Annotated in this window: 20 protein-coding genes and 1 pseudogene; 11 read left to right on the top strand and 10 right to left on the bottom strand. The window is 70.4% G+C overall.

From position 1 onward, the window contains the following. Position 1: 1 nt before the first annotated feature. Entirely contained in the window at positions 2-1,150 is a 1,149-nt protein-coding gene (locus KIH27_RS06695) for an acyl-CoA dehydrogenase family protein (RefSeq protein WP_214092160.1), read from the top strand. A gap of 6 nt (positions 1,151-1,156) precedes the next feature. Here KIH27_RS06695 and KIH27_RS06690 read toward each other — a convergent pair whose 3' ends face one another. Beyond that, positions 1,157-2,065, bottom strand: a complete 909-nt coding sequence (locus KIH27_RS06690; protein ID WP_372451315.1) for a hotdog family protein — start codon at positions 2,063-2,065, stop codon at positions 1,157-1,159. Between the two features lie 90 nt (positions 2,066-2,155). On the opposite strand from KIH27_RS06690, the gene KIH27_RS06685 reads away from it, so the two are divergent. Beyond that, a complete protein-coding gene (locus tag KIH27_RS06685) occupies positions 2,156-3,313 on the top strand; it encodes an acyl-CoA dehydrogenase family protein (RefSeq protein WP_214092158.1) in 1,158 nt (385 codons plus the stop codon). Between the two features lie 66 nt (positions 3,314-3,379). Next, a complete protein-coding gene (locus KIH27_RS06680; protein WP_214092157.1) occupies positions 3,380-4,951 on the top strand; it encodes a winged helix-turn-helix domain-containing protein in 1,572 nt (523 codons plus the stop codon). A gap of 100 nt (positions 4,952-5,051) precedes the next feature. Here KIH27_RS06680 and KIH27_RS06675 read toward each other — a convergent pair whose 3' ends face one another. Then, positions 5,052-5,666 carry a TetR/AcrR family transcriptional regulator gene (locus KIH27_RS06675; RefSeq protein ID WP_214092156.1) on the bottom strand — a complete coding sequence of 205 codons (615 nt, stop codon included), beginning with the start codon at positions 5,664-5,666 and terminating at the stop codon, positions 5,052-5,054. Between the two features lie 87 nt (positions 5,667-5,753). Between KIH27_RS06675 and KIH27_RS06670 the strand changes: the two genes are divergently transcribed. Then, positions 5,754-7,076 (top strand): FAD-dependent oxidoreductase, encoded by a 1,323-nt coding sequence (locus tag KIH27_RS06670; protein ID WP_214092155.1) that lies wholly within the window; start codon positions 5,754-5,756, stop codon positions 7,074-7,076. Positions 7,077-7,211: 135 nt separating this feature from the next. On the opposite strand, the gene KIH27_RS06665 is transcribed toward KIH27_RS06670, so the two are convergent. The 3 genes from KIH27_RS06665 to KIH27_RS06655 all read right to left on the bottom strand — a co-directional run bounded on the left by KIH27_RS06665 (position 7,212) and on the right by KIH27_RS06655 (position 11,329). Then, positions 7,212-9,032: a phosphoenolpyruvate carboxykinase (GTP) gene (locus tag KIH27_RS06665; RefSeq protein ID WP_214092154.1), complete on the bottom strand. Its 1,821-nt coding sequence runs from the start codon at positions 9,030-9,032 to the stop codon at positions 7,212-7,214. A 126-nt stretch (positions 9,033-9,158) separates the two neighbouring features. Beyond that, complete coding sequence (locus KIH27_RS06660) at positions 9,159-10,610, bottom strand: hypothetical protein (RefSeq protein WP_214092153.1); 1,452 nt, start codon at positions 10,608-10,610, stop codon at positions 9,159-9,161. Further along, positions 10,607-11,329, bottom strand: coding sequence for a hypothetical protein (locus KIH27_RS06655; protein ID WP_214092152.1), 723 nt, complete (start codon positions 11,327-11,329; stop codon positions 10,607-10,609). The genes KIH27_RS06660 and KIH27_RS06655 overlap by 4 nt, the downstream gene beginning before the upstream one ends. Positions 11,330-11,454: 125 nt before the next feature. On the opposite strand from KIH27_RS06655, the gene trmB reads away from it, so the two are divergent. From trmB to mmpL3, 3 genes are all read left to right on the top strand, one after another. Next, the gene (gene trmB / locus KIH27_RS06650; protein ID WP_214092151.1) at positions 11,455-12,198 is read left to right on the top strand and encodes a tRNA (guanosine(46)-N7)-methyltransferase TrmB; all 744 of its coding nucleotides are present in this window, start codon (positions 11,455-11,457) and stop codon (positions 12,196-12,198) included. Continuing rightward, positions 12,195-12,872 carry an NYN domain-containing protein gene (locus KIH27_RS06645; RefSeq protein WP_214092150.1) on the top strand — a complete coding sequence of 226 codons (678 nt, stop codon included), beginning with the start codon at positions 12,195-12,197 and terminating at the stop codon, positions 12,870-12,872. The genes trmB and KIH27_RS06645 overlap by 4 nt, the downstream gene beginning before the upstream one ends. A gap of 87 nt (positions 12,873-12,959) precedes the next feature. Then, on the top strand, positions 12,960-15,785 hold the full coding sequence (mmpL3, locus tag KIH27_RS06640; RefSeq protein ID WP_214092149.1) for a trehalose monomycolate exporter MmpL3: 2,826 nt from the start codon (positions 12,960-12,962) through the stop codon (positions 15,783-15,785). Here mmpL3 and KIH27_RS06635 read toward each other — a convergent pair. Next, the gene (locus KIH27_RS06635) at positions 15,745-16,842 is read right to left on the bottom strand and encodes an AI-2E family transporter (protein WP_214092148.1); all 1,098 of its coding nucleotides are present in this window, start codon (positions 16,840-16,842) and stop codon (positions 15,745-15,747) included. The genes mmpL3 and KIH27_RS06635 overlap by 41 nt on opposite strands. 77 nt (positions 16,843-16,919) lie before the next feature. On the opposite strand from KIH27_RS06635, the pseudogene KIH27_RS06630 reads away from it, so the two are divergent. Continuing rightward, positions 16,920-17,909 (top strand): annotated as a pseudogene (locus tag KIH27_RS06630) (lysylphosphatidylglycerol synthase transmembrane domain-containing protein); the annotation flags it as partial. Between the two features lie 29 nt (positions 17,910-17,938). Here the strand turns inward: KIH27_RS06630 and KIH27_RS06625 are convergent. Both KIH27_RS06625 and KIH27_RS06620 read right to left on the bottom strand, forming a co-directional pair. Then, complete coding sequence (locus KIH27_RS06625) at positions 17,939-18,457, bottom strand: hemophore (protein WP_307856803.1); 519 nt, start codon at positions 18,455-18,457, stop codon at positions 17,939-17,941. Between the two features lie 34 nt (positions 18,458-18,491). After that, the gene (locus tag KIH27_RS06620) at positions 18,492-18,659 is read right to left on the bottom strand and encodes a hypothetical protein (protein ID WP_214092255.1); all 168 of its coding nucleotides are present in this window, start codon (positions 18,657-18,659) and stop codon (positions 18,492-18,494) included. A gap of 103 nt (positions 18,660-18,762) precedes the next feature. Between KIH27_RS06620 and KIH27_RS06615 the strand changes: the two genes are divergently transcribed. Both KIH27_RS06615 and KIH27_RS06610 read left to right on the top strand, forming a co-directional pair. After that, complete coding sequence (locus KIH27_RS06615; protein ID WP_214092146.1) at positions 18,763-21,723, top strand: MMPL family transporter; 2,961 nt, start codon at positions 18,763-18,765, stop codon at positions 21,721-21,723. Beyond that, positions 21,720-22,235 (top strand): helix-turn-helix domain-containing protein, encoded by a 516-nt coding sequence (locus KIH27_RS06610; protein ID WP_214092145.1) that lies wholly within the window; start codon positions 21,720-21,722, stop codon positions 22,233-22,235. The genes KIH27_RS06615 and KIH27_RS06610 overlap by 4 nt, the downstream gene beginning before the upstream one ends. Before the next feature lie 24 nt (positions 22,236-22,259). Here KIH27_RS06610 and KIH27_RS06605 read toward each other — a convergent pair whose 3' ends face one another. Next, positions 22,260-22,973 carry a hypothetical protein gene (locus KIH27_RS06605; protein WP_214092144.1) on the bottom strand — a complete coding sequence of 238 codons (714 nt, stop codon included), beginning with the start codon at positions 22,971-22,973 and terminating at the stop codon, positions 22,260-22,262. After that, positions 22,970-23,719 carry an Rv1363c family protein gene (locus KIH27_RS06600; protein ID WP_250149706.1) on the bottom strand — a complete coding sequence of 250 codons (750 nt, stop codon included), beginning with the start codon at positions 23,717-23,719 and terminating at the stop codon, positions 22,970-22,972. Before KIH27_RS06600 ends, KIH27_RS06605 begins: the two co-directional genes overlap by 4 nt. Positions 23,720-23,771: 52 nt before the next feature. Between KIH27_RS06600 and KIH27_RS06595 the strand changes: the two genes are divergently transcribed. Further along, a complete protein-coding gene (locus KIH27_RS06595; RefSeq protein ID WP_214092143.1) occupies positions 23,772-25,754 on the top strand; it encodes a M13 family metallopeptidase in 1,983 nt (660 codons plus the stop codon). Positions 25,755-25,847 lie beyond the last annotated feature (93 nt).

Raw genomic sequence — 25,847 nt, 5'->3', positions numbered from 1 at the left:
GATGACCGATGAGCAGTTGCGCGCCGAGGTACGGGGCTGGCTGGCTGAGCACTGGCCGACCGAGGACCGCGCGGGCTACGCCCAGGCCGTCGTCGACGCCGGGTGGGCGGTGCCGAGCTGGGAGCCGGCATGGTTCGGGCGCGGCCTGTCGGACCGTCAATCCAGGTTGGTTGCAGCGGAATTCAGATCCGCGGGCGCACCCGGCTCCGGTCACGACCGGGCGAACCTGTTGGCCTGCACCCTGCATGACCGCGGGTCCGACGAGCAGAAGCGGCGGTTGATCCCGCCGTCGATCCGCGGGCAGAGCAAGTGGTGCCTGCTGTACAGCGAGCCCGGTGCCGGGTCGGATCTGGCGGGTCTGCGCACCCGCGCGGTCCGCGACGGTGCCGACTGGGTGATCACCGGCCAGAAGGTGTGGACGTCGTTCGCCACCACCGCCGACTACGGGATGCTGGTGGCACGTACCGACCCGGAGGTGCCCAAGCACAGCGGGATCGGCTTCTTCATGCTGCCGATGCGCCAGCCCGGCGTCGAGGTTCGCCCGATCCACCAGATCACCGGAGAGTCCGAGTTCAACGAGGTGTTCCTCACCGAGGCGCGGGTGCCGGCCGAGAACCTGATCGGCGCGCCCGGCGACGGCTGGTCGGTGCTGCAGACCGCACTGGGCTACGAACGGCGCCTGATGGGCGATCTGGCGCGCACCGCCCGCCGCGGCGAACGGTCCGGCGGCGAGCACCGGCTGATCGAACTGGCCCGGGAATGCGGCCGACTGGGCGACGCGGACATTCGCCAGCAGATCGCCCGGATCGACGCGCTGACGACGGTGAATCGGTGGAATTCGCAGCGCGCCAAGACCTCCGACCGGGCCGAGGCCGCGACGCTGATGGCACTGGGCAAGATCGCGATGTCCCGGATCCTGCATGAGACGGCCCGGGTGGAGACCGAGATCATCGGCGCCGAGTCGATGCTGGCCGGGCCGGACAACCCACTGGGCGACGGGGTGACGTTCCGGGCACTGAACGCCTACTTCACCTCGATCGGCGGCGGCACCGATCAGATTCAGCGCAACATCATCGGCGAACGGGTGCTCGGCCTGCCCAAGGAACCCGACCCCTACCGGGACGCGCCGTTCCGGGACCTGCCGCACTGAGCCGGGTCAGAACATCAGTGCGGTGAACCGCCAGTCCAGCACCTGCCGGTCGGGTTCGCCGACGGCGTAGACGAGCGAGCGCAGCCCGAGCACGTTGTCGCGCGCGGATTCCACGTGCAACTCGCTGTAGAGGGTGTCGCCCTCGGCGACCGGCCCGGTGTGGTCGCAGGACTGCCAGCCCAGCACCGTGACCAGATTCGGCAGCAGCCGGGTGGCCTGCGCCAGCGCCAGCCCGATGGTGTGCCCGCCGTAGACCAGACGGCTCCCGGATGCCCGCGAATCATGGTGCACCGCAGCGACGTTGAGGGTGAGGCGGGCCAGTTCCGGGGCGGACGTGACGACGTCGCCGGTGCTGGTCAGCACGGTACCCGCCTGAATCTCCTCGAAGTGCGGTTCGGGCACCCGGCGACGGTATTCGTCGGCGTCCCAGTCGGCGGTGACGTCGGCCGGCGCGGTCAGTCCGGCACCGATCGCGGAGAGGTCGTCCGCGGGACCGTCGGCGGCTGCGCTTTCCCCGGTGTCTGGGCTCAATGGCAGCATCGCGCAGCGGTAGAAGTCGAGGACCAGCCGGTCGACCTGGTCGATCGTCGTCACCCGCAGCGCGGCCAGCCCGGTCGGCGGGCGGCCCGGTTTCGGCGAATTCCGTTTCAGGCCGACGACTTCGGTGCGGGTGAACAGGGCGTCGTCGATCACCGGGAAGCGGAAGAACGCCAGTCCCCGGTAGAACAGGTTGGCCTTGACGTGCCGGGTCGCCAGCGTCGACTGCCCGATCGCGATGTCGCAGACCAGACCCGGATGGGCCAGCGGCGTCGTAGCCCCGGTGACCGCCCGGGTGAGTTGGGCGTCCAGTGGCAGCCGCAGCCGGTCGCCGAGGATCGCCTGGTGCATTGCCGCGACCCCGGACGTCAGCGTCATCGACGGCGCGGCGTCGAAGACCTGACCGACACGCAGGTCGTCGAAATAGGGGCCGCCGCTCACAGACGAATCCTGGCATACGGTGAGCCGATGAGCTTCCCACTTTCCGATGAAGAAGCCATGCTGGTGGCCACGGTGCGGGCGTTCATCGACCGGGACGTGAAGCCGGGCGTGCGCGAGGTCGAGCACGCGAACACCTACCCGGAAGCCTGGATCGAGCAGATGAAACGGCTCGGTGTCTTCGGGCTGGCGGTGCCCGAGTCCTACGGCGGGTCGCCGGTGTCGACGCCGTGCTACGTGGCCGTCACCCAGGAACTGGCGCGCGGCTGGATGAGCCTGGCCGGGGCGATGGGCGGGCACACCGTCGTCGCCAAGCTGCTGAGCCTGTTCGGCACCGACGAGCAGAAGGGGCGCTACCTCCCGGCGATGGCCTCCGGCGAACTGCGCGCCACGATGGCGCTGACCGAGCCGGGCGGCGGGTCCGATCTGCAGGCGATGACGACGACGGCCGCTGCGGCCGGGGACGACCTGGTGATCAACGGGGCCAAGACCTGGATCTCCAACGCCCGGCGCTCCGGGCTGATCGCGTTGCTGTGCAAGACCGACCCGGCCGCCGCCCCGCGGCATCGCGGCATCTCGGTGCTGCTTGTGGAGAATCCGACCGCGGGACTGACGGTTTCGCGTGACCTGCCGAAGCTGGGCTACAAGGGTGTGGAGGCCTGCGAGCTGTCGTTCGCCGACTGCCGGGTGCCGGCGACCGCGGTGCTGGGCGGGGAGCCGGGGCGCGGCTTCAGCCAGATGATGAAAGGGCTTGAGACCGGACGGATCCAGGTCGCTGCCCGCGCCCTGGGGGTGGCCACCGCCGCCCTGGAGGATGCGCTGGCCTACGCGCAGACCCGGGAGAGCTTCGGCAAACCGATCTGGCAGCACCAGGCGATCGGCGACTATCTGGCCGACATGGCCACGAAACTGACTGCGGCACGCCAACTCACGCGCTACGCCGCGGAACGCTACGACTCGGGCGAGCGTGCCGACCTGGAGGCCGGGATGGCGAAACTGTTCGCCTCCGAGACAGCGATGGAGCTCGCACTGAACGCGGTGCGCATCCACGGCGGCTACGGGTACTCCACCGAGTACGACGTGGAGCGCTACTTCCGAGACGCCCCGCTGATGATCGTCGGCGAAGGCACCAACGAGATCCAGCGCAACGTGATCGCGGCACAGTTGGTGGCCCGCGGCGGGATCTGAGAGGGCTGCAGCCCTTGTCGATCGAACCCGCGGACGTTTCGCATATCTGGGAGATATATTCCAGTTATGCGAAGTATTGCGCCGGCACTACTGCCGATCTTCCGATCGCCGCACCAGGCCGCGTTGTTGAGCAGGCTGTTCCTGCCCACCGACGAAGTCGCCATGACCGAACTCGCGCGGGACCTGGGCATCCCGCTGACCACCCTGCATCGCGAGGTCGAGCGACTGGAGGAAGCGGGCCTGCTGTCCAGCCGCCGCGTTGGTCGCACCCGGCTGATCAGGGCCGACCGCCGACACCCCGCAGCCCGCGCACTATCCGAGCTACTGACGACGACGTTCGGTCCCGCGCAGGTGGTGGCCGAGGAGTTCACCGGTCTCGACGCGGACGCGGTGATCATCTTCGGTTCCTGGGCACGCCGGCACGCCGGTGAAACCGGACCGTTCCCCGGCGACATCGATGTGCTCGTAGTAGGTGACGGCATCGACACCACTGCGGCCGACCGCTGTGCTGATGCGGCGCAGCGCCGCCTTGGTGTCGCGGTCAGCCCCGTGGTCAGAACCATCGCGGCGTGGGCTGCCGCACCGCCGGACCCGCTGGTGGCCGGCATCCGAACCCAGCCCCACCTGCAGGTGCTGCCGAAGAGAACCGGGTTCGACCCCGCGTCACCGAAGACACCGACCCCATCGCCCCCGGAGTGCGTCTACCGGTTGCGCCCGACATGGCGGCCGCGATATCAGCCTGACGTTACTGTCCCCGCAAGCCTGCACATGCTGACCGGCCCGACCAGCGGGCGACACGATCCGCCGGTGAATCTGTACTGGCAGCCGGGCGAACTCGACTTCGCCGAGCGCGGGGACGTCGAACTGTTCTACTCCTCGGCACTGACCGCCGCGACCACCGCCGAGCAGTTCCGCCGGTGGATCGACGGCCCTACGCTAGCCGCGGTCTGGAGCCGATTGTCGCTGCCCGCTCGGGTGCGTGCCGCCTGGGAGACGATCCACCCGGAACTGCGAAACAGGGAGACGACCGTGAACGACCGCATCCGCATCCAGGACGTCGTCCTGGCCGCGATCGCCGAATACGGGTTCGCCCTCGCGGGAGGGTCGGCACTCATCGACTACGACGTGGTATCCCGCGACACCGAAGACATCGACGCCTTCAACGATCGGTGGGACGCCACGGCATTTCAGGCCGCGCTCCACAGCATTCTGCAGGTGTGTGCCGAACAAGGCTGGCATACGCAGACCATGCGCGACGAGGACATGGACAAGCAGGTGCTGGTAGACGCCGCGACGGGGTCACCGGTGGTGGTGCAGATGGTCTACTACGAGCGATCCCGCGACCCAGAGCACCGGGCAAGTGGCGGCCTGCGGCTGATCTTCGACGACGTGGTCGGCGGAAAAGGCGCCGCCATCGCCGACGTGGCCCGCGGGCGCGACTTCTTCGACCTGGCGAACATCGTGGCGACACCGGGCTGGACCCTAGCTCGTGTCGAGGACGCCATGCGCGCCATCAAGTTCGGCGACCAGGTGGAGAGCTTTCGCGCCAATCTGGACCGGTTCCGGCGCGGTGACTTCGACGACGACATTCACAAGTCGGGATTCGATCCGGCGTTCTGCCACCGCATCCTGGACTGATCAGCCCGGCCGATTGCCGCCGCAGTGTCCACAAGCAATCATCCTAGGCGTAGGCCGTGGGTTGCAGACATCCTAAGCCGTGGGTTGCAGAACTCCCGGGTCAACGTGGCTGGAGTTCGCCGAGCATGAAGGCGCCTTTGACGAGTAGAGCGGCGGCGGCGCCGGGATCCTGCTGGATGCGATCGGGCAGGTTCCCGCCGAGCAGCAACGTCGCGAAGCCGTGCGACAGCGACCATCCCGCCATCGCGAGACCTAGGACGTCATCGTCGCTGGCATCCGCCTGCCGGTGCGCGGCCAGGCTGGTGCGGGCACTGCCGTAGAGGACGGCGAATGCGGCGTCGCGCGCGACGGTGAGGTCCGCGTCATCGGCGCGGTACAGATGGGGCCGGAACATCACCTCGAAGTGGCCGGGGTGGGCCAGCGCGAACTGCACGTAGGCCCGCCCCCCCGCCAGGAAGCCGGCGGTCCCGGCCTCCTCGGCCACCGTGCCGACGAACTCGGCGAACAACCGGTACCCCTCGGCGGCGACGGCGGTGAACAGCCCGGTCTTGTCCCCGAACTGATACGCCAATGCGGCGTGTGACACCCCGGCACGGCGGGCGACGCGGCGCATGCTCACCGCCGCGACGCCAACGCCGACCACCTCGTCGACCGCGCCGTCGATCGCCGCGCGGACCAGGTCACCGTGGTGGTACGGGCGCGTCGACTCGGTCATACGGGCACTGTACCGCTCGATCTGACCATTGATAAGTTCTCTGCGATCAGGCAGACTTGCCAACGGTAAGTTCTCGGGAGGGCTGGGATGACACAGTTCGACGTCGCCATCGTCGGTGCCCGCTGCGCCGGCGCACCGCTGGCAACCATACTGGCGCGCAAGGGTTTAGGCGTGTGCCTGCTGGACCGGGCGCACTTCCCCAGCGACACACCTTCGACGCACGTCATCCAGCCCAGCGGCGCGCAGATCCTCGCCGATCTCGGGGTGTTCGACGCCGCCCTCGCAGCGGGCGCGGTGCCGCTGGACCGGGTGACCCTGGTCAACGAGGATGTGCGGATCGACGCTCGGCTTGATCCGGCGGACTACCCCGTGCCAGGCCTGTGCGTGCGCCGTTCAACCCTGGACGTTCTGCTGGTCGACGCGGCTGCCGCCGCCGGGGCCGATGTCCGGACCTGCTGCCGGGTCAATGGGTTGGACCGTGACGCGACCGGCCGGGTGACCGGCGTGCAGACCGACGCTGGTCCGATCTCGGCGCGCCTGGTGGTCGGCGCGGATGGCCGGCACTCGACCGTCGCGGAATCCGTTGGGGCTGCCGAATACCTGACCACTCCGGCGGGGCGATTCTTCGCCTGGGCCTACTTCAGCGGCGCCGGCCGGGACGGGCGCATCCGGCTGGGGCGGCTCGGCGACCACGCCTTCCTGGCCGCCCCGGCTGACGGCGGGCTGTTCATGGCCGCGGTGACGGTCGACCTGGCGCACCGGGAATCGTTCCTCCCCGACCGGGAGATCCGCTTCACCGACGAACTGGCCCGGTGGCCGGAGTTGGCGGGCCTGCTCGACGGCGCCCAACGGGTCGGCCCGGTCCGGGTGGTGACCAATTGGCACGGGTATTTCCGGGTCAGCGCCGGCCCGGGCTGGGTGCTGGTCGGCGATGCCGGGCATTTCAAGGATCCCAGTCCCGGCCAGGGCATTTCGGATGCGCTGCGCCAGTCGGCGAAGCTGGCCGACGCCGTCGGCGCCGGTGTGGCGGCCGGGGCCGATCTGGACGCGCACCTGGACGATTGGTGGCGGTGGCGCGACCGTGATGCCTACGCGATGTACTGGCTCGCGGCCGACATGGGCGCGCCCGGCCCCTCGCCGCGGGTGATCACCGCGGTGCTGCGCGACATCGCTGCCGACCCGGTGGCCACGGCGAAGTTCCTGCGCGTGATCAACCACGACCTCGACCCGGCGCTGCTTTTCACCCCCGGACGGCTGATCAGGGCCGCAGTCCGCACGCTGCGCGACCGGCCGGACCTGGCGGGCGCGACGCTGCGCGAGGCCGGGACCGCCGCCAAGGACCAGATCTACCGCACCGTGCGCCAGCGCCGGCTCAGTGCCGGGCGTCGAGGGCTTCAGGCGGGGCGATGAGAGCGGGCACTGCGTACGCGCCCATCATTCCAGCCCGACATAGCACGAAGGTATGCCCACCGCGCGACCGTGCAGAATTGTCCGCCCCGAACTGGGGAAATGCCGGAGAACTCCGCACGGTCGCGCGAGAAGGGGTTAGCCCAGGCGCTGCTTGAGGGCGTCGAACTCGTCGCGCAGGCCGGTGGGCAGCTTGTCGCCGATGAAGTCGAACCACTCCTCGATCAGCGGCAACTCAGCACGCCACTCGTCGGCGTCAACCGCCAGCGCGGCATCCACATCCGCGGCGTCCACGTCCAACCCGGTCAACTCCAGATCCGAGGCGTGCGGCACGGTGCCGATCGCGGTCTCCTGCCCGGCACCGACCCCCTCGACCCGGTCGATGACCCACTTGAGCACCCGGGAGTTCTCCCCGAAGCCCGGCCACAGGAACTTGCCGCCCTCACCGCGACGGAACCAGTTGACGAAGAACACCTTCGGCAGCTTCGACGCATCGGCGTTCTTGCCCAGGTCGATCCAGTGCGCCATGTAGTCACCGGCGTTGTAACCGATGAACGGCAGCATCGCCATCGGGTCGCGGCGCACCGCGCCGACGGTGCCTTCCGCGGCGGCGGTCTGCTCGGAGCCCATCGTGGCGCCGATGAACACGCCGTGCTGCCAGTCGCGGGCCTGGCTGACCAGCGGCACCGTCGTCTTGCGGCGGGCACCGAACAGGATCGCCGAGATCGGCACACCGGCCGGGTCGTCCCACTCCGGGGCCAGGATCGGGCACTGCGACATCGGGGTGCAATACCGCGAGTTCGGGTGCGCGGCAGGGGTTTCCGACGCCGACGACCAGTCGTTGCCCTTCCAGTCGATCAGGTGGCCGGGGACGTCCCCGTCGATGCCCTCCCACCAGATGTCGTTGTCGTCGGTGTGCCCGACGTTGGTGTAGATGGTGTTGCCGGCCTCGAGGGTCTTCATCGCGTTCGGGTTCGAGCTGTTCGAGGTGCCCGGCGCGACGCCGAAGAACCCGGCCTCCGGGTTCACCGCATACAGCCGGCCGTCCTTGCCGAACCGCATCCAGGCGATGTCGTCACCGAGCGTCTCGGCGCGCCAGCCGGGGATGGTCGGCTGGATCATCGCCAGGTTGGTCTTGCCACACGCCGACGGGAACGCCGCCGCCACGTAGTAGGCCTTGTTCTCCGGGGAGATCAGCTTGAGGATCAGCATGTGCTCGGCCAGCCAGCCCTCGTCATGGGCCATCGCCGAGGCGATCCGCAGCGCGTAGCACTTCTTGCCCAGCAGCGCGTTGCCGCCGTAACCCGAACCGTAGCTCCAGATCTCGCGGCTCTCCGGGAAGTGCGTGATGAACTTCTCGGTGTTGCACGGCCACGGCACGTCGGCCTGACCGGGCTCAAGCGGGGCGCCGACCGAGTGCAGGCCCTTGACGAACGTGCCGTCCTCGCCGATCTTCTCCAGCGCGGCGGTGCCCATCCGGGTCATGATCCGCATCGAGGTCACCACATACGGCGAGTCGGTGATCTCGATGCCCAGCTTCGGGTCCTCGGCGCCGAGCGGGCCCATGCAGAACGGGATGACGTACATGGTGCGCCCGCGCATGCAGCCGCGGTACAGCTCGGTCATGGTCGCCCGCATCTCGATCGGGTCCGTCCAGTTGTTCGTCGGGCCGGCGCCCTCGGGGGTCTCGCTGCAGATGAACGTGCGGGATTCGACGCGCGCGACGTCCGCCGGGTCGGAGAGCACCAGGTAGGAGTTGGGCCGCTTGGCCTCGTCGAGCTTGACCGCGCTGCCGGCGGTGACCAGCTCGCCCATCAGCCGGTCCCACTCGGCCTGCGAACCGTCTGACCACTCGACCCGGTCGGGCTGGGTGAGCTCGGCGACCTCCTGGACCCAGGCGAGCAGCGCCTTGTGTTTCGTCGGTGCGGTGTCCAGACCGGGAATGGTCGCTGAGGTCACTGAGCTCTCCTGTAACGATTCGCCGCGGGCCCTACCCCGCCTTATGCATTCCTTATTCGATAGAGATTAGCGCGAATCCTATGCGGGCCGCCAAACGGGGAGCCGGTGCGATCGGCCACAGAATAGTTACTCACCAGTACGTTCGATGTTCGGCTCACCCAATTCCGACCGCACCGCCTGCAGCGCCTCCCGTAACGCCGGCAGCTGCCGGTCCCGCACCGCGGCGGCGCGCGCCGTCGCCGCGGCGTGTTCGTGCAGCTCACGGTCTATGACGGCGACCCGATCGGCGGCCTGGGCGCCGGCGGCTTCGGTGCGTTCGGCCAACTCAGCCGTCAGCGCCGGTTCGGCGGCCAGCACCCGCAGCGCGACCAGCTCCTCCATCGCCGACCGCAGCGCCGAGGTCACCTCGGTGACCCAGCGGTCCAGCGCGGCACGGTCGCGGAGCAGCCCGCGGATGCCGACCATCCACACCGTGACCGCCAACCCGACGACGGCGCACACCGCCGCACCGACCGCGGTCAGCCCCGGCGCCAGGTGCGCGAACAGCCGGCTCAGCGTCAGCGCCACCCCCAGTCCGAACCCGGCGCCCAGCAGCATCATCAGCTGGGTCTCCAGCCGGCGCGACTTCAACTCCGGCTCGGCGACGTCGATCTCCGGCCGGGTGCCCGGCTCCGGCGCCGGCTGTTCGGTCAGGTCGAGCTCCTTGGCGACGTCGGCCAGATGCTCGGTGACGCCCTCATCCACCTCGGCGACGACCTCGGCCACCCGGTCGCGCACGTAGGCCTCGAACTCGGGCAGGCGCCGGCGGGTCATGCCGGCGGCGTCCTCGGCCAGTTCGCCGCGCACCGAGCTGCAGCGCTTGCGGGCGAAGTGCGCCAACTGCACCCGCGCCTGGGAGATCCGGCTGCGCAGTGCCACGGTCTGCTCGGATTTCGCCAGCCGGCGCTGCCGGACCACCGACTCGCGCTGCTCCTGCAGCAGCGTCACCCGGGCCTGCCGGCCGGCGCCGCGGGCGTCGCGGTCGATCCGGTCGACGTCCGTGGTCAGCTGGAATTCCCACGCCCGCAAGCGGTTCCGGCGTGCCAGGCCGGCGTCGTCGAGCAGCTTGGTCAGCTCGGCAACCAGGTCGTCCACCAGGGGTTCGGCGTGTTCGGGCGCTGCGGCGGCCCCCACCCACGCGATGTCGCGGTACCGCGGCGCGTAGTCCGCGAGGATGTCCCGGTCGGTCTGCAGCAGCTGCTCCCATTGCGGGTGCAGGTCGATCTTGGACAGCACCCCGATCACCGGGTCGGTGTGGGCGGCCGCGGCGACCAGCAGCGCGCAGTCTGATTCGGTCAGCGTCGCGGCGGCCGACACCACGAACACCACCGCGACCGGCACCTCGCCGGGTGCCAGGTCGGTCGCCTCGGCCACCAGTCGCTCGGGCAGCCGTTCACGCAGCGTCGCCGCCATCGCGCTGACCCCGGCCAGCCAGGGCCCGGTCACCAGGATCACGTCGCAGCGGCGCACCGCCGGCGACCGTGCGCCCGGGGCGAGCTCGGTGATCAGCGCATCGACTTCGGCGGCCGGGTCGGTCATGCCGACTCCCGGGTGCGCGCCCAGCGGCGCAGCGACCCGCGGGCGAGGTCGGCGGCGCAGCTGCGGTGCAGCACGGACAGCGGCGCGACGCGGTGGCGGTCCCAGTGCCGCGCCCGGGCCAGATCGCCGGCCGGGCCGGGCGCGTCCACCACCGCCGCGGCGGCGGCCGCGCACGCCGTCACCGCCGCATCACCGTGCAGCAGCTCCGCGAGCCGGGGGTTCTCGACGGCCAGCGCCGCCAGCCGCGTCATCGTCTCGGTCAGCCGGCGATACCGCAGCCCGGCGCCCAGGTCCGTCAGCCGTTCGACGACGCGGCCGACTCCACTGCCCACCAGGCCCGACATCGGCTGGACCGGCGTGCCGAGGCGACGGGCGATCTCGTCGGCGTCCGCCCCACCGGGCAGGTCCGCCTTGTTCAGCACCACCAGCGTCGGCCGGGTGGCGGCAGCCACCGCCGCGACGTCCTCCGGCTTGCAGACCTCGGCGACGACATGAACGGCGACACCCGCGTCCGCGTCCGCGACCGCCACACCGGCGCGCTGCAACGCGGCCGCCACCGTGCGCCGCCCCACCCCGGGCCGCCCGCCGACGGCCACCCGCACCGGGGCGGCGATCCTCGCCGCCAGCGCGGCCAGCCGCGGGTCCGACGTCGCATCGGCCAGCCGGAGCAGGTCGGCGACGAAAGGCTCGCTCGGGACGCCTCGATCAGGTCCGTACATCGGGAGTCATGGTGTCAGTTGCACCGGTCCGATGCGAGTCACCCGCCAGGCCCGAAGGCAACTGTTGGGTATCAATGTCGACCGCGAGGTGGGTGTCGGGCCGTTCATGGGCCACCATGGACGACATGCATGCGCAGCACGGTGCCGATGCACCGTCGAATCCGGGTGTCCTCGGACCGCTGCACACCCGCAACTTCAGCGTCCGCTATCGGCACTCCGCGCTGTCGGACGGGCAGCAGCGCAGCTGGGAGCGGCTCTGGCCGGTTCTGGGGATGGACATCACCCGGATCGATCCGACCAAGCGGCTCGCACCGCTGGACACCCGGGCCTGGTTTCACCGGGACGCCCCGGTGGTGCTGGAGATCGGCTGCGGCTCGGGCACCTCGACGCTGGCGATGGCCAAGGACGAGCCGGACCTCGACGTGGTGGCGGTGGAGGTGTACCAGCGCGGGCTGGTGCAACTGCTCTGCGCGATCGAGCGCGACGGCGTCGACAACATCCGGCTGGTGCGCGGTGACGCCTACGACGTGCTCGACCAGCTGTTCGGGCCGGCGTCGCTGACCGGGGTGCGGGTGTTCTTCCCGGACCCGTGGCCGAAGGCACGCCACCACAAGCGGCGCTTCCTGCAACCGGTCACCCTGGCGATGATCGCCGACCGGCTGCGGCCGGGCGGGGTGCTGCACGCCGCAACCGACCATGCCGACTACGCCGAGCAGATCGCCGAGGTCGGCGATGCCGAGCCGCTGCTGCGCCGCGTCGAGCACGGCGAAGACCTGCCGATCTCAGTGGCGCGGCCCACCACCAAATACGAGGCGAAGGGCCGCGACGCCGGCAGCGCGATCAACGAATTCGTCTGGGTGCGGCGATGACCGCGACCGAGTTGCCGACCGATCCGGCCGCCCGGACGGCGAACCCGGAGCAGGCGCGGCGCGTGCTGCTGGTGTGGGACGCCCCGAACCTGGACATGGGCCTGGGCGCGATCCTGGGCCGGCGGCCCACCGGCGTCGAGCGGCCCCGGTTCGACGCGCTGGGCCGGTGGCTGCTGAACCGCACCGCCGAGATCTCCGCGCAGCACCCCGACCTGGTGATCGAGCCCGAGGCCACCGTCTTCACCAACATCGCGCCGGGCAGCGCGGACGTCGTCCGGCCCTGGGTGGAGGCGCTGCGCAACGTCGGTTTCGCGGTGTTCGCCAAACCGAAGATCGACGACGACAGCGACGTCGACTCCGACATGCTCGAGCACATCGCGCGCCGCGCCGGTGAGGGGCTGGCGGCGGTGGCGGTGGCGTCGGCCGACGGGCAGGCGTTCCGTGAGCCGCTGGAGGAGCTCTGCGGGGCCGGCATAGCGGTTCAAGTGCTCGGATTTCGCGAACATGCCAGCTGGGCGCTAGCCTCGGATACCTTAGACTTCGTCGACCTGGAAGACATCCCCGGTGTGTTCCGGGAGCGGCTGCCGCGAATCAGCCTGGATTCACTGCCGGAGCAGGGCGCTTGGTTGCAGCCGTTCCGACCGCTGAGCTCGCTGCTGACTTCACGCGAGTGACAACTGGAGACGTAAGGGCGCGGGCCGCAGGGCGCAGAGCGCAGCGCGCAGTAGATATCTAAGGAAACTTAAGTGAGGTGCGGATAGGTGTTCGCCTGGTGGGGTCGAACGGTATATCGCTACCGATTCATCGTGATCGGCGTCATGGTCGCGCTCTGTCTCGGCGGCGGCTTGTTCGGCATGAGCCTGGGCGACCACGTCACCCAGAGCGGGTTCTACGACGAGGGCAGCCAATCGGTGAAGGCCTCGATCCTCGGTGACGACGTGTACGGCCGGGACCGGACCAGCCACATCGTCGCCGTCTTCACCGCCCCCAAGGGCGAGACCGTCGACGACCAGCACTGGTTCGACCAGGTCAAGGACGGCCTGGACGCGGTCAAGAAGGACAACCCGGATCAGGTGCTCAACTGGGTGGGGTACTTCACCAACCCCGAGCAGCTGCACAACATGGCCGACTCGGACAAGAAGCACGCGTTCGTCTCGATCCAGCTCAAGGGCGACGACGACGACACCATCCTGAAGAACTACCAGAAGGTCGAACCGGCGCTGCAGAAGCTCGACGGCGGCACGGTGAAGCTGGCCGGCATGGAGCCGATCGCCGACGCCCTGACCGGCACCATCGCCACCGACCAGAAGCGCATGGAGATACTCGCGCTGCCGCTGGTGGCGATCGTGCTGTTCTTCGTCTTCGGCGGCGTGATCGCCGCCGCGCTGCCGGTGATCGTCGGCGGGCTGAGCATCGCCGGCTCGATGGGGATCCTGCGGGTCGTCGCGATCTTCGGCCCGGTGCACTTCTTCGCCCAGCCGGTGGTCTCGCTGATCGGTCTGGGCATCGCGATCGACTACGGCCTGTTCGTGGTGAGCCGGTTCCGCGAGGAGATCGCCGAAGGCTACGACACCGAGGCCGCGGTACGCCGGTCGGTGATGACCGCGGGCCGCACGGTGGTGTTCTCGGCGGTGCTGATCATCGCCTCCAGCGCCAGCCTGCTGGTGCTGCCGCAGGGCTTCGTGCGGGCGCTGACGTACGCGATCTTCGCCTCGGTGGGGCTGGCGGCGCTGCTGTCGATCACGCTGCTGCCCGCCTGCCTGGGCGTGCTGGGCACCAACATCGACGCTCTCGGTGTGCGGACGCTGTACCGGGTGCCGTTCCTGCGCAACTGGGAGTTCTCCAACCGGATCATCGGCTGGTTCGCCGAGAAGACCCAGAAGACCAAGACCCGCGAAGAGGTCGAGGCCGGGTTCTGGGGCAAGCTGGTCAACTTCGTGATGAAGCGGCCGCTGACGTTCGCGATCCCGATCGTGATCGCGATGATCCTGCTGATCATCCCGCTCGGGAAGCTGACGTTCGGCGCGATGAGCGAGAAGTACCTGCCGCCGGACAACTCGACCCGGGTGGCCCAGGAGGCGTTCGACAAGATCTTCCCGGGCTATCGCACCGAGAAACTGACGCTGGTGATCGAGTCCACCACCGGCAAGGACGTCACCGATCAGCAGATCGCCGAGGTGCGCAGCAAGGCGATGGCGATCAGTGGCTTCGTCGAACCCGACGACGACCCGGCCGACATGTGGAAGGAACGGCCCTACCTGCCGGGGGCGTCGAAGGAGCCCACCGTCCGGGTGATCCAGAACGGCCTGATCAGCAAGGACGACGCAGCGAAGAAGATCGCCGAGCTCCGGCAGATCCCGGCACCCAAGGGCCTCGACGTCATGGTCGGCGGAACCCCGGCACTGGAACAGGACTCCATCCACAGCCTGGTCGCCAAGGCGCCGCTGATGCTGGTGATCCTGCTGACGGCCACCACCCTGCTGATGTTCCTGGCGTTCGGCTCACTGGTGCTGCCACTGAAGGCCGCGGTGATGAGCGCGCTGACGCTCGGCTCGACGATGGGCATCCTGACCTGGATGTTCGTCGACGGACACGGCTCCGGTCTGCTGAACTTCACCCCGACCCCGCTGATGGTGGTGATCATCGCGCTGGTGGTCGCGGTCGGCTACGGCCTGGCCACCGACTACGAGGTGTTCCTGGTCTCCCGCATGGTGGAGGCCCGCGAATCCGGGATGTCCACCACCGAGGCGATCCGGATCGGGACGGCCACCACCGGCCGGCTGATCACCGCCGCCGCGCTGATCCTGGCCGTCGTCGCCGCCTCGTTCGTCTTCTCCGACCTGGTGATGATGAAGTACCTGGCGTTCGGCCTGATGGCGGCGCTGCTGCTGGACGCCACCGTGATCCGGATGTTCCTGGTGCCGGCGGTGATGAAGCTGCTCGGCGACGACTGCTGGTGGGCACCGCGCTGGATGAAGAAGCTGCAGAACCGGATCGGGCTCGGCGAGATCCGGCTGCCCGACGAGCGCAAGCGGCGGGTGACCCGCGGTATCCCGGCGCCGACGCCGGTGCCGGCCGGCGCGACTGCCGGTGCATCGGCACGCCAGCCGCACGACCCCACCCACCCGGCGCCGCACGCCGAACGTCGGCCGCAGCCCGTCGACTCGGCGCCGACCCGGCCGGTCAGCGACCGATCGTCCAGCGCCCGCACCACCCGCATGCCGGCCGGCCCGGAGGCGGCCACCACACGGTTCGCCGCGCCGGCGACCGAGCGGATCGAGGCCGCCAAGCCGGCACCGGAACGCGAGATCGAGTCCTGGCTGGGCGAACTGCGCGGTGACACCGGCGGCCGGCCGCGTGAGCGACGCGGCGCCACCATCCGCCGGGAGCCGGAGTCCGAGCGTCCGGCCCCGCCGCCGGCCGGTCCCCCCGGTCCTGATGCCGACGCCACCACCGCGTTCCCGGCTCAGGAGAACCGGGACAACACCGCCACCGAGAAGATCGACGGCCAGTCCGACGCCCAGCGGCGCGGCGCGTCCGGCGGGGTCAGTGCTGCGGAGCTGCTGCGTCGGGAAGGTCGGTACTGACCGACGGGTCCGGTGCGAGCAGCACCCGCATCGCCCGGTCGATGAAGGCGAGCGTCGGCACCGCCAGCAGCGCCCCGACGATGCCCGCCAGGACGGCGCCGGTGGCGATGGCCAGCACCACGGCCAGCGGGTGGATGGAGACCGCCCGGCCCATCACCACCGGCTGCAGGATGTGCGACTCCAACTGGTTCACGGCGATGACCAGGCCCAGCACGATCAGCGCGTAGAGCCAGCCCTTGGCGATCAGCGCGACCAGCACGGCCAGCAGCCCGGTCAGCACCGCACCGACCAGCGGGATGAACGCACCGAGGAACACCAGCGAGGCCAGCGGCAGCGCCAACGGCACGGCCAGGATCGCCAGCCCGATGCCGACGCCGAGCGCGTCGACGAGCGCGACCAGGAACGTCGCCCGCACGTAACCGGTGAGCGACCGGAAACCGGCCACCCCGGCGGCGTGCACCTTCTCCCGCACCGGGGCGGGGAACATCTTCACCAGGAACGCCCAGATGTCGCGGCCGCCCTGCAGGAAGAAGATCAGCGTGAACAGCGTGACGAACACGCCGGTGACGATCTCGGTGATGGTCTCGGCGGTCGATAGCGCACCGCTGGTCAGCTTGGCCTGGTTGTCGCGCAGCGTCGTGACGACGGTGTTGCCGATGTTGTTGATCTGGTCGCTGCTCAGGTGCAGCGGGCCCTCGACGAGCCACTGCTGCGACGAGTTGACCAGCGCGGTGACCTGCTCGACCAGCCCGGGTACACCGTCGACGAACGCGTTGATCACGAACGTCAGCATGGTGGCGAGCACCGCGATGCTGCTGACCAGCAGCAGGAACACCGCCAGGCCGCGCGGCACCCGGTGGCGGTTCAGCCGGTCGACCCATGGCATCAGCAGCGCGGACAGCAGCAGCGCGATCGCCACCGGGACCACGATCACCTGCAGCCGCCGCACGATCAGCAGCACGGCGACCACCGCCGCGATCAGCACCAGCACCCGCCAGGCCCAGGCCGCGGCCCGCTGCACCGTCGGAGACACGGATTCATCTGCGCTGATGGACATCCCGGTAGCGTAACGATGTCACGGCAACCGCACATCGACAGCGGGTGAACCGGTTTCGCGCCGCTAACGTGAAGCGGGTGTATGACGCCGGATCCCGGCAGCGCCGGATGCGCTGGGCAGTCCTGGGCGTCGTCGCCATCGTGCTCACCGTCGAGCTGGTGCTGGCCCGCGGCCAGCTGCTCACCGGCTGGCGGAGCCTGTTCGGCGCCGACGGCCGGTGGTTGCTGCTGGCGGTCGTCGCGGCCATGGCGTCTATGCACAGCTTCGCGCAGATTCAGCGCACCCTGCTCGGCTCGGCGGGCGTGCACGTCGACCAGGTGCGATCCGAGGCCGCGTTCTACGCCGCCAACTCGCTGAGCACCACGCTGCCGGGCGGTCCGGTGCTGTCGATGACGTTCCTGTACCGGCAGCAGCGGCGCTGGGGCGCGTCACCGGTGGTGGCGTCCTGGCAGCTGGTGATGTCAGGGGTGCTGCAGGCGGTCGGGCTGGCGGTGCTCGGGCTGGGTGGCGCCGTCCTGCTCGGTGCGCGTGACAACCCGTTCGCGCTGCTGCTCACGCTCGGTGGTTTCCTGGCGCTGCTGCTCGCCACCCAGACCGTCGCCGCCCGCCCGGAACTGCTCGACGGGATCGGGGTGCGGGTGCTGGCCCGGGTGAACGCGGCGCGCGACAGGCCCGCCGACACCGGGCTGGCGGCGTGGCGGACGCTGCTCGGCCAGTTGGAGTCGGTCAGCCTGGGCCGGCGCGACCTGTCGGTGGCGTTCGGCTGGTCGCTGTTCAACTGGATCGCCGACGTCGCCTGCCTGGCCTGCGCGGCCTACGCCGCCGGTGGCCGGGCCTCGGTGGCCGGGCTGACCGTCGCCTACGCCGCCGCGCGGGTCGCCGCCAGCATCCCGCTGATGCCGGGCGGACTGCTGATCGTGGAGGCGGTGCTGGTGCCCGGCCTGGTGTCGGCCGGCCTGACGCTGCCGACCGCGATCACCGCGATGCTGATCTACCGGTTGATCAGCTGGCTGCTGATCGCCGCCGTCGGCTGGGTGGTGTTCTTCTTCGTCTTCCGCGCCGAGAGCCGGACCGAACCCGAGTTCGCCGCCGTCGGCTAGCGGACCGCCACCGGCTGGGTGACGGCCGGGGCGACCGGCCCGCTGACCGGCAGTCCGCCGCCGGGGAGCCCACCCGGCAGGCCGCCGGGGAGACCGCCCTGCAGGCCGCCCTGCGCCTGCGCCGCCTGCAGCAGCCCGAGCACCTGCGGCAGGCTGACGGCCAGCTTGCACTGGTCGTTGATCTCGGCCACCGGCGCCACGATCTTCTGCAGATCGTCCTGCACCTTGGGGTTGGCGTCGAAGTGGGCCTTCAGGTTGGCCAGGGTCTGCGGCCCCGGCTGCTGCTGCAGGGCGCCGGTCAGCACCTGGTTGGTGTCCGGGTGCGCGTCCAGGTAGTCGCCGGTGGAGGTGACGGCCTTGCCGACGGTGCGGGCGATCTCGCTGGCCACGCACGGGTCCTTGGCGGCGGTCGCCTGCGGTGTCGCCAGGAGCACGGCTGCGGCGACTCCGCCCACGGCGGTGACGGTCAGCGTGCCGAACAGGCTGCGGCGCAGGGTGACGATAGTCTTCTTCACCGATAACTCCTCACGATTTGGCACCCGAACCGGCTCACGCGGCACTGCGGGCGGCGGTGCTCTCCCCCGGGATGTCTCCGGACGCCTGCGGCAGATCCGAGACCACTGTGCTGCCATCCTGACAGTTGGGGTCGAACCGCGCCACCCGCCCGAACGCCGACCTGGTCACAGTTCGGCCGTCGGTTCGGTCGCCGAACCGCATCGGACCAGCTCAGGACGGCGGTTGGCCCAAGCTGCTGCGGTAGGCTCGCAGCACCCGGTCCGCGGGTCCGGCCAGAGCGGAGAGAACCGAAATCCAGCAGTTCATGATGCGCTTCAGCAGCAACCTGCGCAGATTCCGCTGGGTGGTCTTCACAGGTTGGTTACTGGCGTTGATACCGGCGCTGTACCTCGCCGCGACCCAGTCCGGCCACCTGACCGGCGGCGGTTTCGAGGTCGACGGCTCGCAGTCGCTGCACGTGCAGTATCAGCTCGAGGACCACTTCCCCGAGCAGGGCGCGTCGCCGCTCGCGCTGGTCGCCGCGCCCCGGGCGGACGCCACCTATCAGGACATGCGCAACGCCGTCGCGCTGCTGGAGAAGGCCGCCGGCGGGGTGTCCAGTGTGACGGTGGTGCCGAACCCGGCCCAGCCGCCGCCGCGCCCGGACCGGCCCTACGTGGTGTCGCTGCGGCTGGACTTCAACAACACCGGCGCGGTCGACGTCGCCAAGAGGTTGCGCACCGCGCTGGGCGTGCAGGGCGAGCAGCCCGGGCACATCGAGAACGGATCGGTGCGGCTGTACGTGATCGGGCAGGGTGCGCTCGGCGCCGCGGCGTCGGCCAAGACCAAGGCCGACATCGCCGCCGCCGAGCAGTGGAATCTGCCGATCGTGCTGATCGTGCTGCTGGCGGTGTTCGGTTCGCTGGCGGCCGCGGCGATCCCACTGGCACTGGGCATCGTCACCGTGATCGTCACGATGGGCCTGGTCTACCTGCTGTCGATGTTCACCGCGATGTCGGTCTTCGTGACGTCGACGGTGTCGATGTTCGGCATCGCGCTGGCCATCGACTACTCGCTGTTCGTGCTGATGCGCTACCGCGAGGAACTGCGGGCCGGCCGGCAGCCGGCCGAGGCGGTCGACGCCGCGATGGCGACGTCCGGGCTGGCGGTGGTGCTGTCCGGGCTGACCGTCATCGCGTCGCTGACCGGCATCTACCTGATCAACACCCCGGTGCTGATCTCGATGGCCACCGGCGCGATCCTTGCGGTGGCGGTGGCGGTGCTGACCGCGGTCAGCCTGACCCCGGCGGTGCTGGCGATGTTCGGCCGGTCGGTCGCCAAGCGGTCGGCGCTGCTGCACTGGTCACGGCGGCCGCAGACCACCGAATCCCGGTTCTGGAGCCGCTGGACGGCGTCGGTGATGCGCCGGCCCTGGGTGTCGGCGGTGGTGGCCTCCGGCTTCCTGCTGGTGCTGGCGGCGCCGGCGATGTCGCTGAACCTGGGCAACAGCATGCTGCACCAGTTCGACTCGTCGCATGAGATCCGCGGCGGGGTGGCGGCGGCCTCCCAGGCGCTCGGCCCGGGCGCGCTCGGGCCGATCCGGGTGCTGGTCACCATGCCCGGCTCGGATGCGTCGGCGCCGGCGCACGCCGAACTGTTCACGGCGATCCGCGACGAGATGACGCACGCACCGAACATCGCCTCGGTCTCCCCGCCGGTGTTCGGCAACGACAAGCACAGCGGCCTGCTGTCCGCGGTGCTCTCGGTCGACCCGGAGGACATGACGGCCCGGGAGACGATCGACTGGATGCGGGCACACCTGCCGGGGGTGGCCGGCGCCCCGGCGGTGCAGGTCGACGTCGGCGGGCCGACGGCGCTGATCAAGGACTTCGACGACCGGGTGGCGGCGACCGAGCCGCTGGTGCTGGTGTTCGTCGCGCTGATCGCGTTCGTGATGCTGCTGCTCTCGATCCAGTCGGTGTTCCTGGCGTTCAAGGGCGTCGTGATGACGGTGCTGTCGGTGGCCGCCGCCTACGGCAGCCTGGTGCTGGTCTTCCAGTGGGGGTGGCTGGAACGGCTCGGGCTGACCCCGACCGGGTCGATCGACAGCTTCATCCCGCCGATCGTGCTGGCGATGACGTTCGGCCTGTCGATGGACTACGAGATCTTCCTGCTGACCCGGATCCGGGAGCGGTTCCTGCAGTCCGGTGACACCCAGGACGCCGTCGCCTACGGGGTGAGCACCAGTGCGCGCACGATCACCAGCGCCGCGCTGATCATGATCGCGGTGTTCATCGGGTTCGCGTTCGCCGGGATGCCGCTGGTCGCCGAGCTCGGCGTCGCCTGCGCGGTCGCGATCGCGGTCGACGCCACCGTGGTGCGGCTGGTGCTGGTGCCGGCGCTGATGGCGATGTTCGACCAGTGGAACTGGTGGTTGCCGCGCTGGCTGGAACGGGTGTTGCCGTCGGTGGACTTCGAGAAGCCGTTGCCCAGCGTGGACCTCGGCGACGTGGTGGTGATCCCGGACGACATCTCCGCGCTGATCACCCCCAGCGCCGACCTGCGGGTGGTGATGAAGTCGGCGGCCCGGCTGAAGGATCTGGCGCCGGACGCCCGCTGCGTGGCCGACCCGCTGGCGCTGCGCGGCTGCGGGCCGGCGGAGGTCGCCACGGTGGCCCTGCCGACCGCGTCGGCCGCGGCGGGCGACGTGTCGGCCACCTCCGCGGGCCGTCCGCTGACCCGGAAACTGGCCGGCGGCTGGCCCGCCGCCCGGGCAATGCCCCGGGCGGTGCGTCCGGTGCACCCGGTCACCGTGTGGCGCCGACGGCTGTCGGTGGCGCTCGACGCGCTGGAGTCGCAGTCGGCGACCGACGGCGCCGGGCGGGCGGGGCCGCGATTCAGCCGCTGCCGGCCGCTGGAGACCGCGGCCGTGCAGTTGCCCACCGGCGACCGGTTGCAGATCCCGACCGGCGCCGAGACGCTCCGGCTCAAGGGCTACCTGCTGATGGCGCGCAACAGTCCCCGGGACTACGTGGAGTTCGCCGAGCTGGTCGACGTGCTCGACGCGGTAACGGTCGCGGTCGCCCTGCGCGACATCGACAGGTACTACTCTGGTCAACCAGCCGAGCGTCTATGGCTGGCCAGCCAACTGGTCCGCCGGCTCGCCGACCCGGAACCCGACGGCCCTGCCGCCGCGGCCGACGAGTCCGACGACGGCGCCGACTGGGAGCATGTGCGGGAACGCTGTTTGGCGGTGGCGGTGGCGATGTTGGAGGAGGCGAGGTGACCTTGGCCCCGAACCGACGCCCCGGGTCCGCGCCCCGCGCGAACCCGGGCCGGCCCGACCGTCGCCCCGGCCCCACGGATCGGCCGGTGGAGTTCTGGTCGACGTCGGCGATCCGGTCGGCGCTGCAGAGCGGCAACATCGCCACCTGGCAGCAGATCGTGGTGGCGCTCAAACGCGACCCGTACGGACGCACCGCCCGCCAGGTCGAGGAGGTGCTGGAGGGCACCGGTCCCTACGGGATCTCCAAGGCGCTGTCGGAGGTGCTCACCCGCACCCGGGCGCATCTGGAGGCCAACGAGCGCGCCGAGGTCGCCCGGCACATGCGGTTGCTGATCGAGCGTTCCGGTCTGAGTCAGGCGGAGTTCTCGTCGCGCATCGGGGTGCCCGACGCCGACCTGCAGGAGTACCTGGACGGCACGGTCAGCCCGCCGGCGTCGCTGATGATCCGGATGCGCCGGCTGTCCGACCGCTTCGTGAAGCTGCACACCAAGCAGTCCCCGACCGCGAACTGATCGCGCGGCCGGGGACTCCCGGGGTCAGCGGGCGTGGATCGGGGCCATCTCCAGCACCAGCCACTGCCCGTTGCGCTTGGTCAGCGTGATCCGCACCGGCACCACGGCCTGCTTGACCTGCTGGTCGGCCACGGTCTGGGTGCTGCGCAGCACCACCGCGACGCGGGCCGCGAACGGCCCGAGCGCCTCGACGCCCGCGCTGAGCGCCTTGGCGTCGACCGCGATCTGCCGGCCGGCCATCTCGGTCGCGGTGCGGCCGATGGTCTCCTTGAACGAGTTCACCCGGTCGGGGACCATGAAGGCCGCGGCCTTGTCGATCGACGCCTCCGGGTTGTTCGGAACCACCGTCGCCGCCGCCTCGGCCATGTTCACGGCGGTCTGCACCGCGGCGACCGAGTCCAGCTCCATGTCGTGGTCCGGCACCGTCCAGCGCGTGTACCCCAGCACCGCGCCGGCCACCAGTGCCGTCGCCGCCACCGCGACCACCCCGAGCCGCAGCGCGGGGCGCTCGTCGTCGGTGCCGACGGTCACCGAGTCGCGGCGCAGCAGCCAGAAGTTCAGCAGCACGCCCTCGACGATCAGCAGGATCAGCACCGAGCAGACCGACACCCACCACAGCGGCCAGTCCAGGACCAGGCCGACCATCAGCAGACCGGCAATGCCCGCCAGCGGCGCGATGACGTCGAACGCCACCATCCGCCACACGTTCCGCGACGTCAACTGCCCCACCTTGCTCATCGGATCGACCTCAGCTTGGAAATCATCATCTTGCCGTCGACATCGGTGACGTCCAGATGCAGCGTCCAGTGCACGGTCTGCGGCCGGCCCTCCACGTTCTCGGCGACCGAGGTCGCGACGACCAGCACCGGGTCGGTGCGCCCGAGCGTGGACGACGGGTTTGGCGCGGCGGCGTCGGGGTTGTCCGGGTCGTGGCTGACGGTCTCGATGGCGACCGCCTCGATGCGGCCGCTGCTGCGCGACTGGATGCGCTGCACGACGTCCCGGTAGGGGGCGACGGCGGCCTCGAACTCGTTGTTCAGGTCGCCGACGCTCTTGTCGCGCAGCCGCTGCATGCCCTTCTCGACGTTCTCCGCGTTGAGGTTGATGAGCACGTTGGTCCAGCTGGCCGCGGTCTGCAGCACCTTGCTGCGGTAGCTGCGCTCCTGCAGGTCGCTGTGGTGCGCCGACCAGGTGATGTAGCCGAACGCCACCGCGGCGACCGCCACCAGACCCAGGACGGCGGAACCGACCCCGTAGGCGGACAGCACCGGGCCGCTGGCGGCCTCCGGCGCCGACTCCTTGGCGTCCTTGGCCGGTTTCTTGGCGGCCGGCTTCTTCGCGGGGGCCTTCTTCGCGGGGGCTTTCTTGGCGACGGTCTTGTGCGGGGCGGGGACCGTCTCGGCGGCCGGCTGCTCCCGCTCGACCGCTTCGGTGACCGCCTCGTCCACCTCGGCGGATGCGTCGGGTTGCTGCTCGTCAGGCATGGCGGGAACGCTACAGGACCGCACATCGGCGCACCGTGCGAGGATGGGCGCGATGACCGCCACCACCGCACGTTCCGGCCTGGACCTCAGCCATCTCGACGCCGCGATCCGGCCGCAGGACGATCTGTTCGGCCATGTCAACGGCCGCTGGCTCACCGACTACGAGATGCCGGCCGACCGCGCCACCGACGGGGCGTTCCGCGCGCTGTTCGACCGGGCCGAGGCGCAGGTCCGCGACCTGATCACCGAGGCCGCGGAGTCGGGTGCGGCGCCGGGCACCGACGAGCGGCGGATCGGCGACCTGTACGGCGGCTTCCTCGACGAGCCGGCCGTGCAGGCGCGGGGGGTGGCGCCACTGCTGAGCGAGGCGGCCGCGATCGACGCGGCCGGTGACCGGGCGGCGCTGGCCGCGGCGCTGGGCGCGCTGCAGCGCACCGGGGTCGGCGGCGGCGTCGGCGTGTACGTGGACACCGACTCCAAGAACTCGGCCCGCTACCTGGTGCACCTGAACCAGTCCGGCCTGGGGCTGCCCGACGAGTCCTACTACCGGGATCCGCAGCACGCCGAGATCCTCGCCGCCTACCCGGCGCACATCGCGGCGATGTTCGCCCTGGTGTACGGCGACTCCGCGGCGCACGCCGCTACTGCGGCGCGCATCGTCGCGCTGGAGACGAAGCTGGCGGCCGCGCACTGGGACGTGGTGAAGCGCCGCGACGCGGACCTGACCTACAACCTGCGGACGTTCGCCGAGGTGTCCGCACAGGCGCCCGGCTTCGACTGGGCCGGCTGGATCACCGCGCTGGGCAGTTCGCCGGCGGCGGCCGCCGAGGTGGTGGTGCGCCAGCCGGATTACCTGTCGGCGTTCGCCGCGCTGTGGGCGGAGGCGGAACTGGCCGACTGGCAGGACTGGGCGCGCTGGCGGCTGATCCACGCTCGCGCCGGGATCCTCACCGACGCGCTGGTCGCCGAGGACTTCGCGTTCTACGGGCGCCGACTGTCGGGCACCGAGCAGATCCGGGACCGCTGGAAGCGCGGGGTTTCCCTGGTCGAGGGCCTGATGGGTGACGCGGTCGGGCGGCTGTACGTCGACCGGCACTTCCCGCCGGACGCCAAGGCCCGGATCGATGAGCTGGTGGCGAACCTGCGGGAGGCCTACCGGGTGAGCATCACCGGCCTGGACTGGATGACCCCGGTGACCCGCGAGCGCGCGCTGGCCAAGCTGGACAAGTTCGTCGCCAAGGTCGGCTACCCGGTGCGGTGGCGGGACTACTCGGCGCTGACCGTCGAGCGCGACGACCTCTACGGCAACTACCGGCGCGGCTACGCGGTCAACTACGACCACGAGCTGGCGAAGCTGGGCGGCCCGGTGGATCGCGACGAGTGGTTCATGACCCCGCAGACGGTGAATGCCTACTACAACCCGGGGATGAACGAGATCGTCTTCCCCGCGGCGATCCTGCAGCCGCCGTTCTTCGACGCGGGCGCCGACGACGCCGCCAACTACGGCGGCATCGGTGCGGTGATCGGCCATGAGATCGGTCACGGCTTCGACGACCAGGGCGCCAAGTACGACGGTGACGGCAACCTCGTCGACTGGTGGACCGACGACGACCGTGCCGAGTTCGGTTCCCGCACAACGGAGCTGATCGCCCAGTACGAGGCGTTCACGCCGCGCGCCCTGACCGGCGACCAGCACGTGAACGGGGCGTTCACGGTCGGGGAGAACATCGGCGACCTGGGCGGACTGTCGATCGCACTGCTCGCCTACCGGCTGTCGCTGGGCGGCGCCGACGCCCCGGTGATCGACGAATTGACCGGGGTGCAGCGCGTCTTCTACGGCTGGGCGCAGGTGTGGCGCACCAAGTCCCGGGACGCCGAGGCGATCCGCCGACTGGCCACCGACCCGCACTCACCGCCGGAGTTCCGCTGCAACGGGGTGATCCGCAACATCGACGCGTTCTACGACGCGTTCGCGGTCACGCCGGACGACGCGCTGTACCTGGAACCGGCTGCGCGCGTTCACATCTGGAGCTAGCCCATCGCTTTTCGCCGACCGTGCGGTGTCATACGCGACACGCCGCTTGGGGCGTATGAAACCGCACTGCCGAATTGGCCCCGGCTGCCAATG

This window comes from Mycolicibacter acidiphilus (genome assembly GCF_018455725.1).
Lineage (GTDB): Bacteria > Actinomycetota > Actinomycetes > Mycobacteriales > Mycobacteriaceae > Mycobacterium > Mycobacterium acidiphilum.
The sequence above is the reverse complement of the archived record's forward strand: the minus strand, read 5'-3'. Positions and strand labels throughout refer to the sequence as shown.

Bases quoted from the DNA above. Each gene is read 5' to 3' on its own strand.
- KIH27_RS06695 (WP_214092160.1), top strand. From the start codon at position 2: ATGACCGATGAGCAGTTGCGCGCCGAGGTACGGGGCTGGCTGGCTGAG.
- KIH27_RS06690 (WP_372451315.1), bottom strand. From the start codon at position 2,065: ATGACGCTGACGTCCGGGGTCGCGGCAATGCACCAGGCGATCCTCGGC.
- KIH27_RS06685 (WP_214092158.1), top strand. From the start codon at position 2,156: ATGAGCTTCCCACTTTCCGATGAAGAAGCCATGCTGGTGGCCACGGTG.
- KIH27_RS06680 (WP_214092157.1), top strand. From the start codon at position 3,380: ATGCGAAGTATTGCGCCGGCACTACTGCCGATCTTCCGATCGCCGCAC.
- KIH27_RS06675 (WP_214092156.1), bottom strand. From the start codon at position 5,666: ATGACCGAGTCGACGCGCCCGTACCACCACGGTGACCTGGTCCGCGCG.
- KIH27_RS06670 (WP_214092155.1), top strand. From the start codon at position 5,754: ATGACACAGTTCGACGTCGCCATCGTCGGTGCCCGCTGCGCCGGCGCA.
- KIH27_RS06660 (WP_214092153.1), bottom strand. From the start codon at position 10,610: ATGACCGACCCGGCCGCCGAAGTCGATGCGCTGATCACCGAGCTCGCC.
- KIH27_RS06655 (WP_214092152.1), bottom strand. From the start codon at position 11,329: ATGTACGGACCTGATCGAGGCGTCCCGAGCGAGCCTTTCGTCGCCGAC.
- trmB (WP_214092151.1), top strand. From the start codon at position 11,455: ATGCATGCGCAGCACGGTGCCGATGCACCGTCGAATCCGGGTGTCCTC.
- KIH27_RS06645 (WP_214092150.1), top strand. From the start codon at position 12,195: ATGACCGCGACCGAGTTGCCGACCGATCCGGCCGCCCGGACGGCGAAC.
- KIH27_RS06635 (WP_214092148.1), bottom strand. From the start codon at position 16,842: ATGTCCATCAGCGCAGATGAATCCGTGTCTCCGACGGTGCAGCGGGCC.
- KIH27_RS06620 (WP_214092255.1), bottom strand. From the start codon at position 18,659: ATGCGGTTCGGCGACCGAACCGACGGCCGAACTGTGACCAGGTCGGCG.
- KIH27_RS06615 (WP_214092146.1), top strand. From the start codon at position 18,763: ATGATGCGCTTCAGCAGCAACCTGCGCAGATTCCGCTGGGTGGTCTTC.
- KIH27_RS06605 (WP_214092144.1), bottom strand. From the start codon at position 22,973: ATGAGCAAGGTGGGGCAGTTGACGTCGCGGAACGTGTGGCGGATGGTG.
- KIH27_RS06600 (WP_250149706.1), bottom strand. From the start codon at position 23,719: ATGCCTGACGAGCAGCAACCCGACGCATCCGCCGAGGTGGACGAGGCG.
- KIH27_RS06595 (WP_214092143.1), top strand. From the start codon at position 23,772: ATGACCGCCACCACCGCACGTTCCGGCCTGGACCTCAGCCATCTCGAC.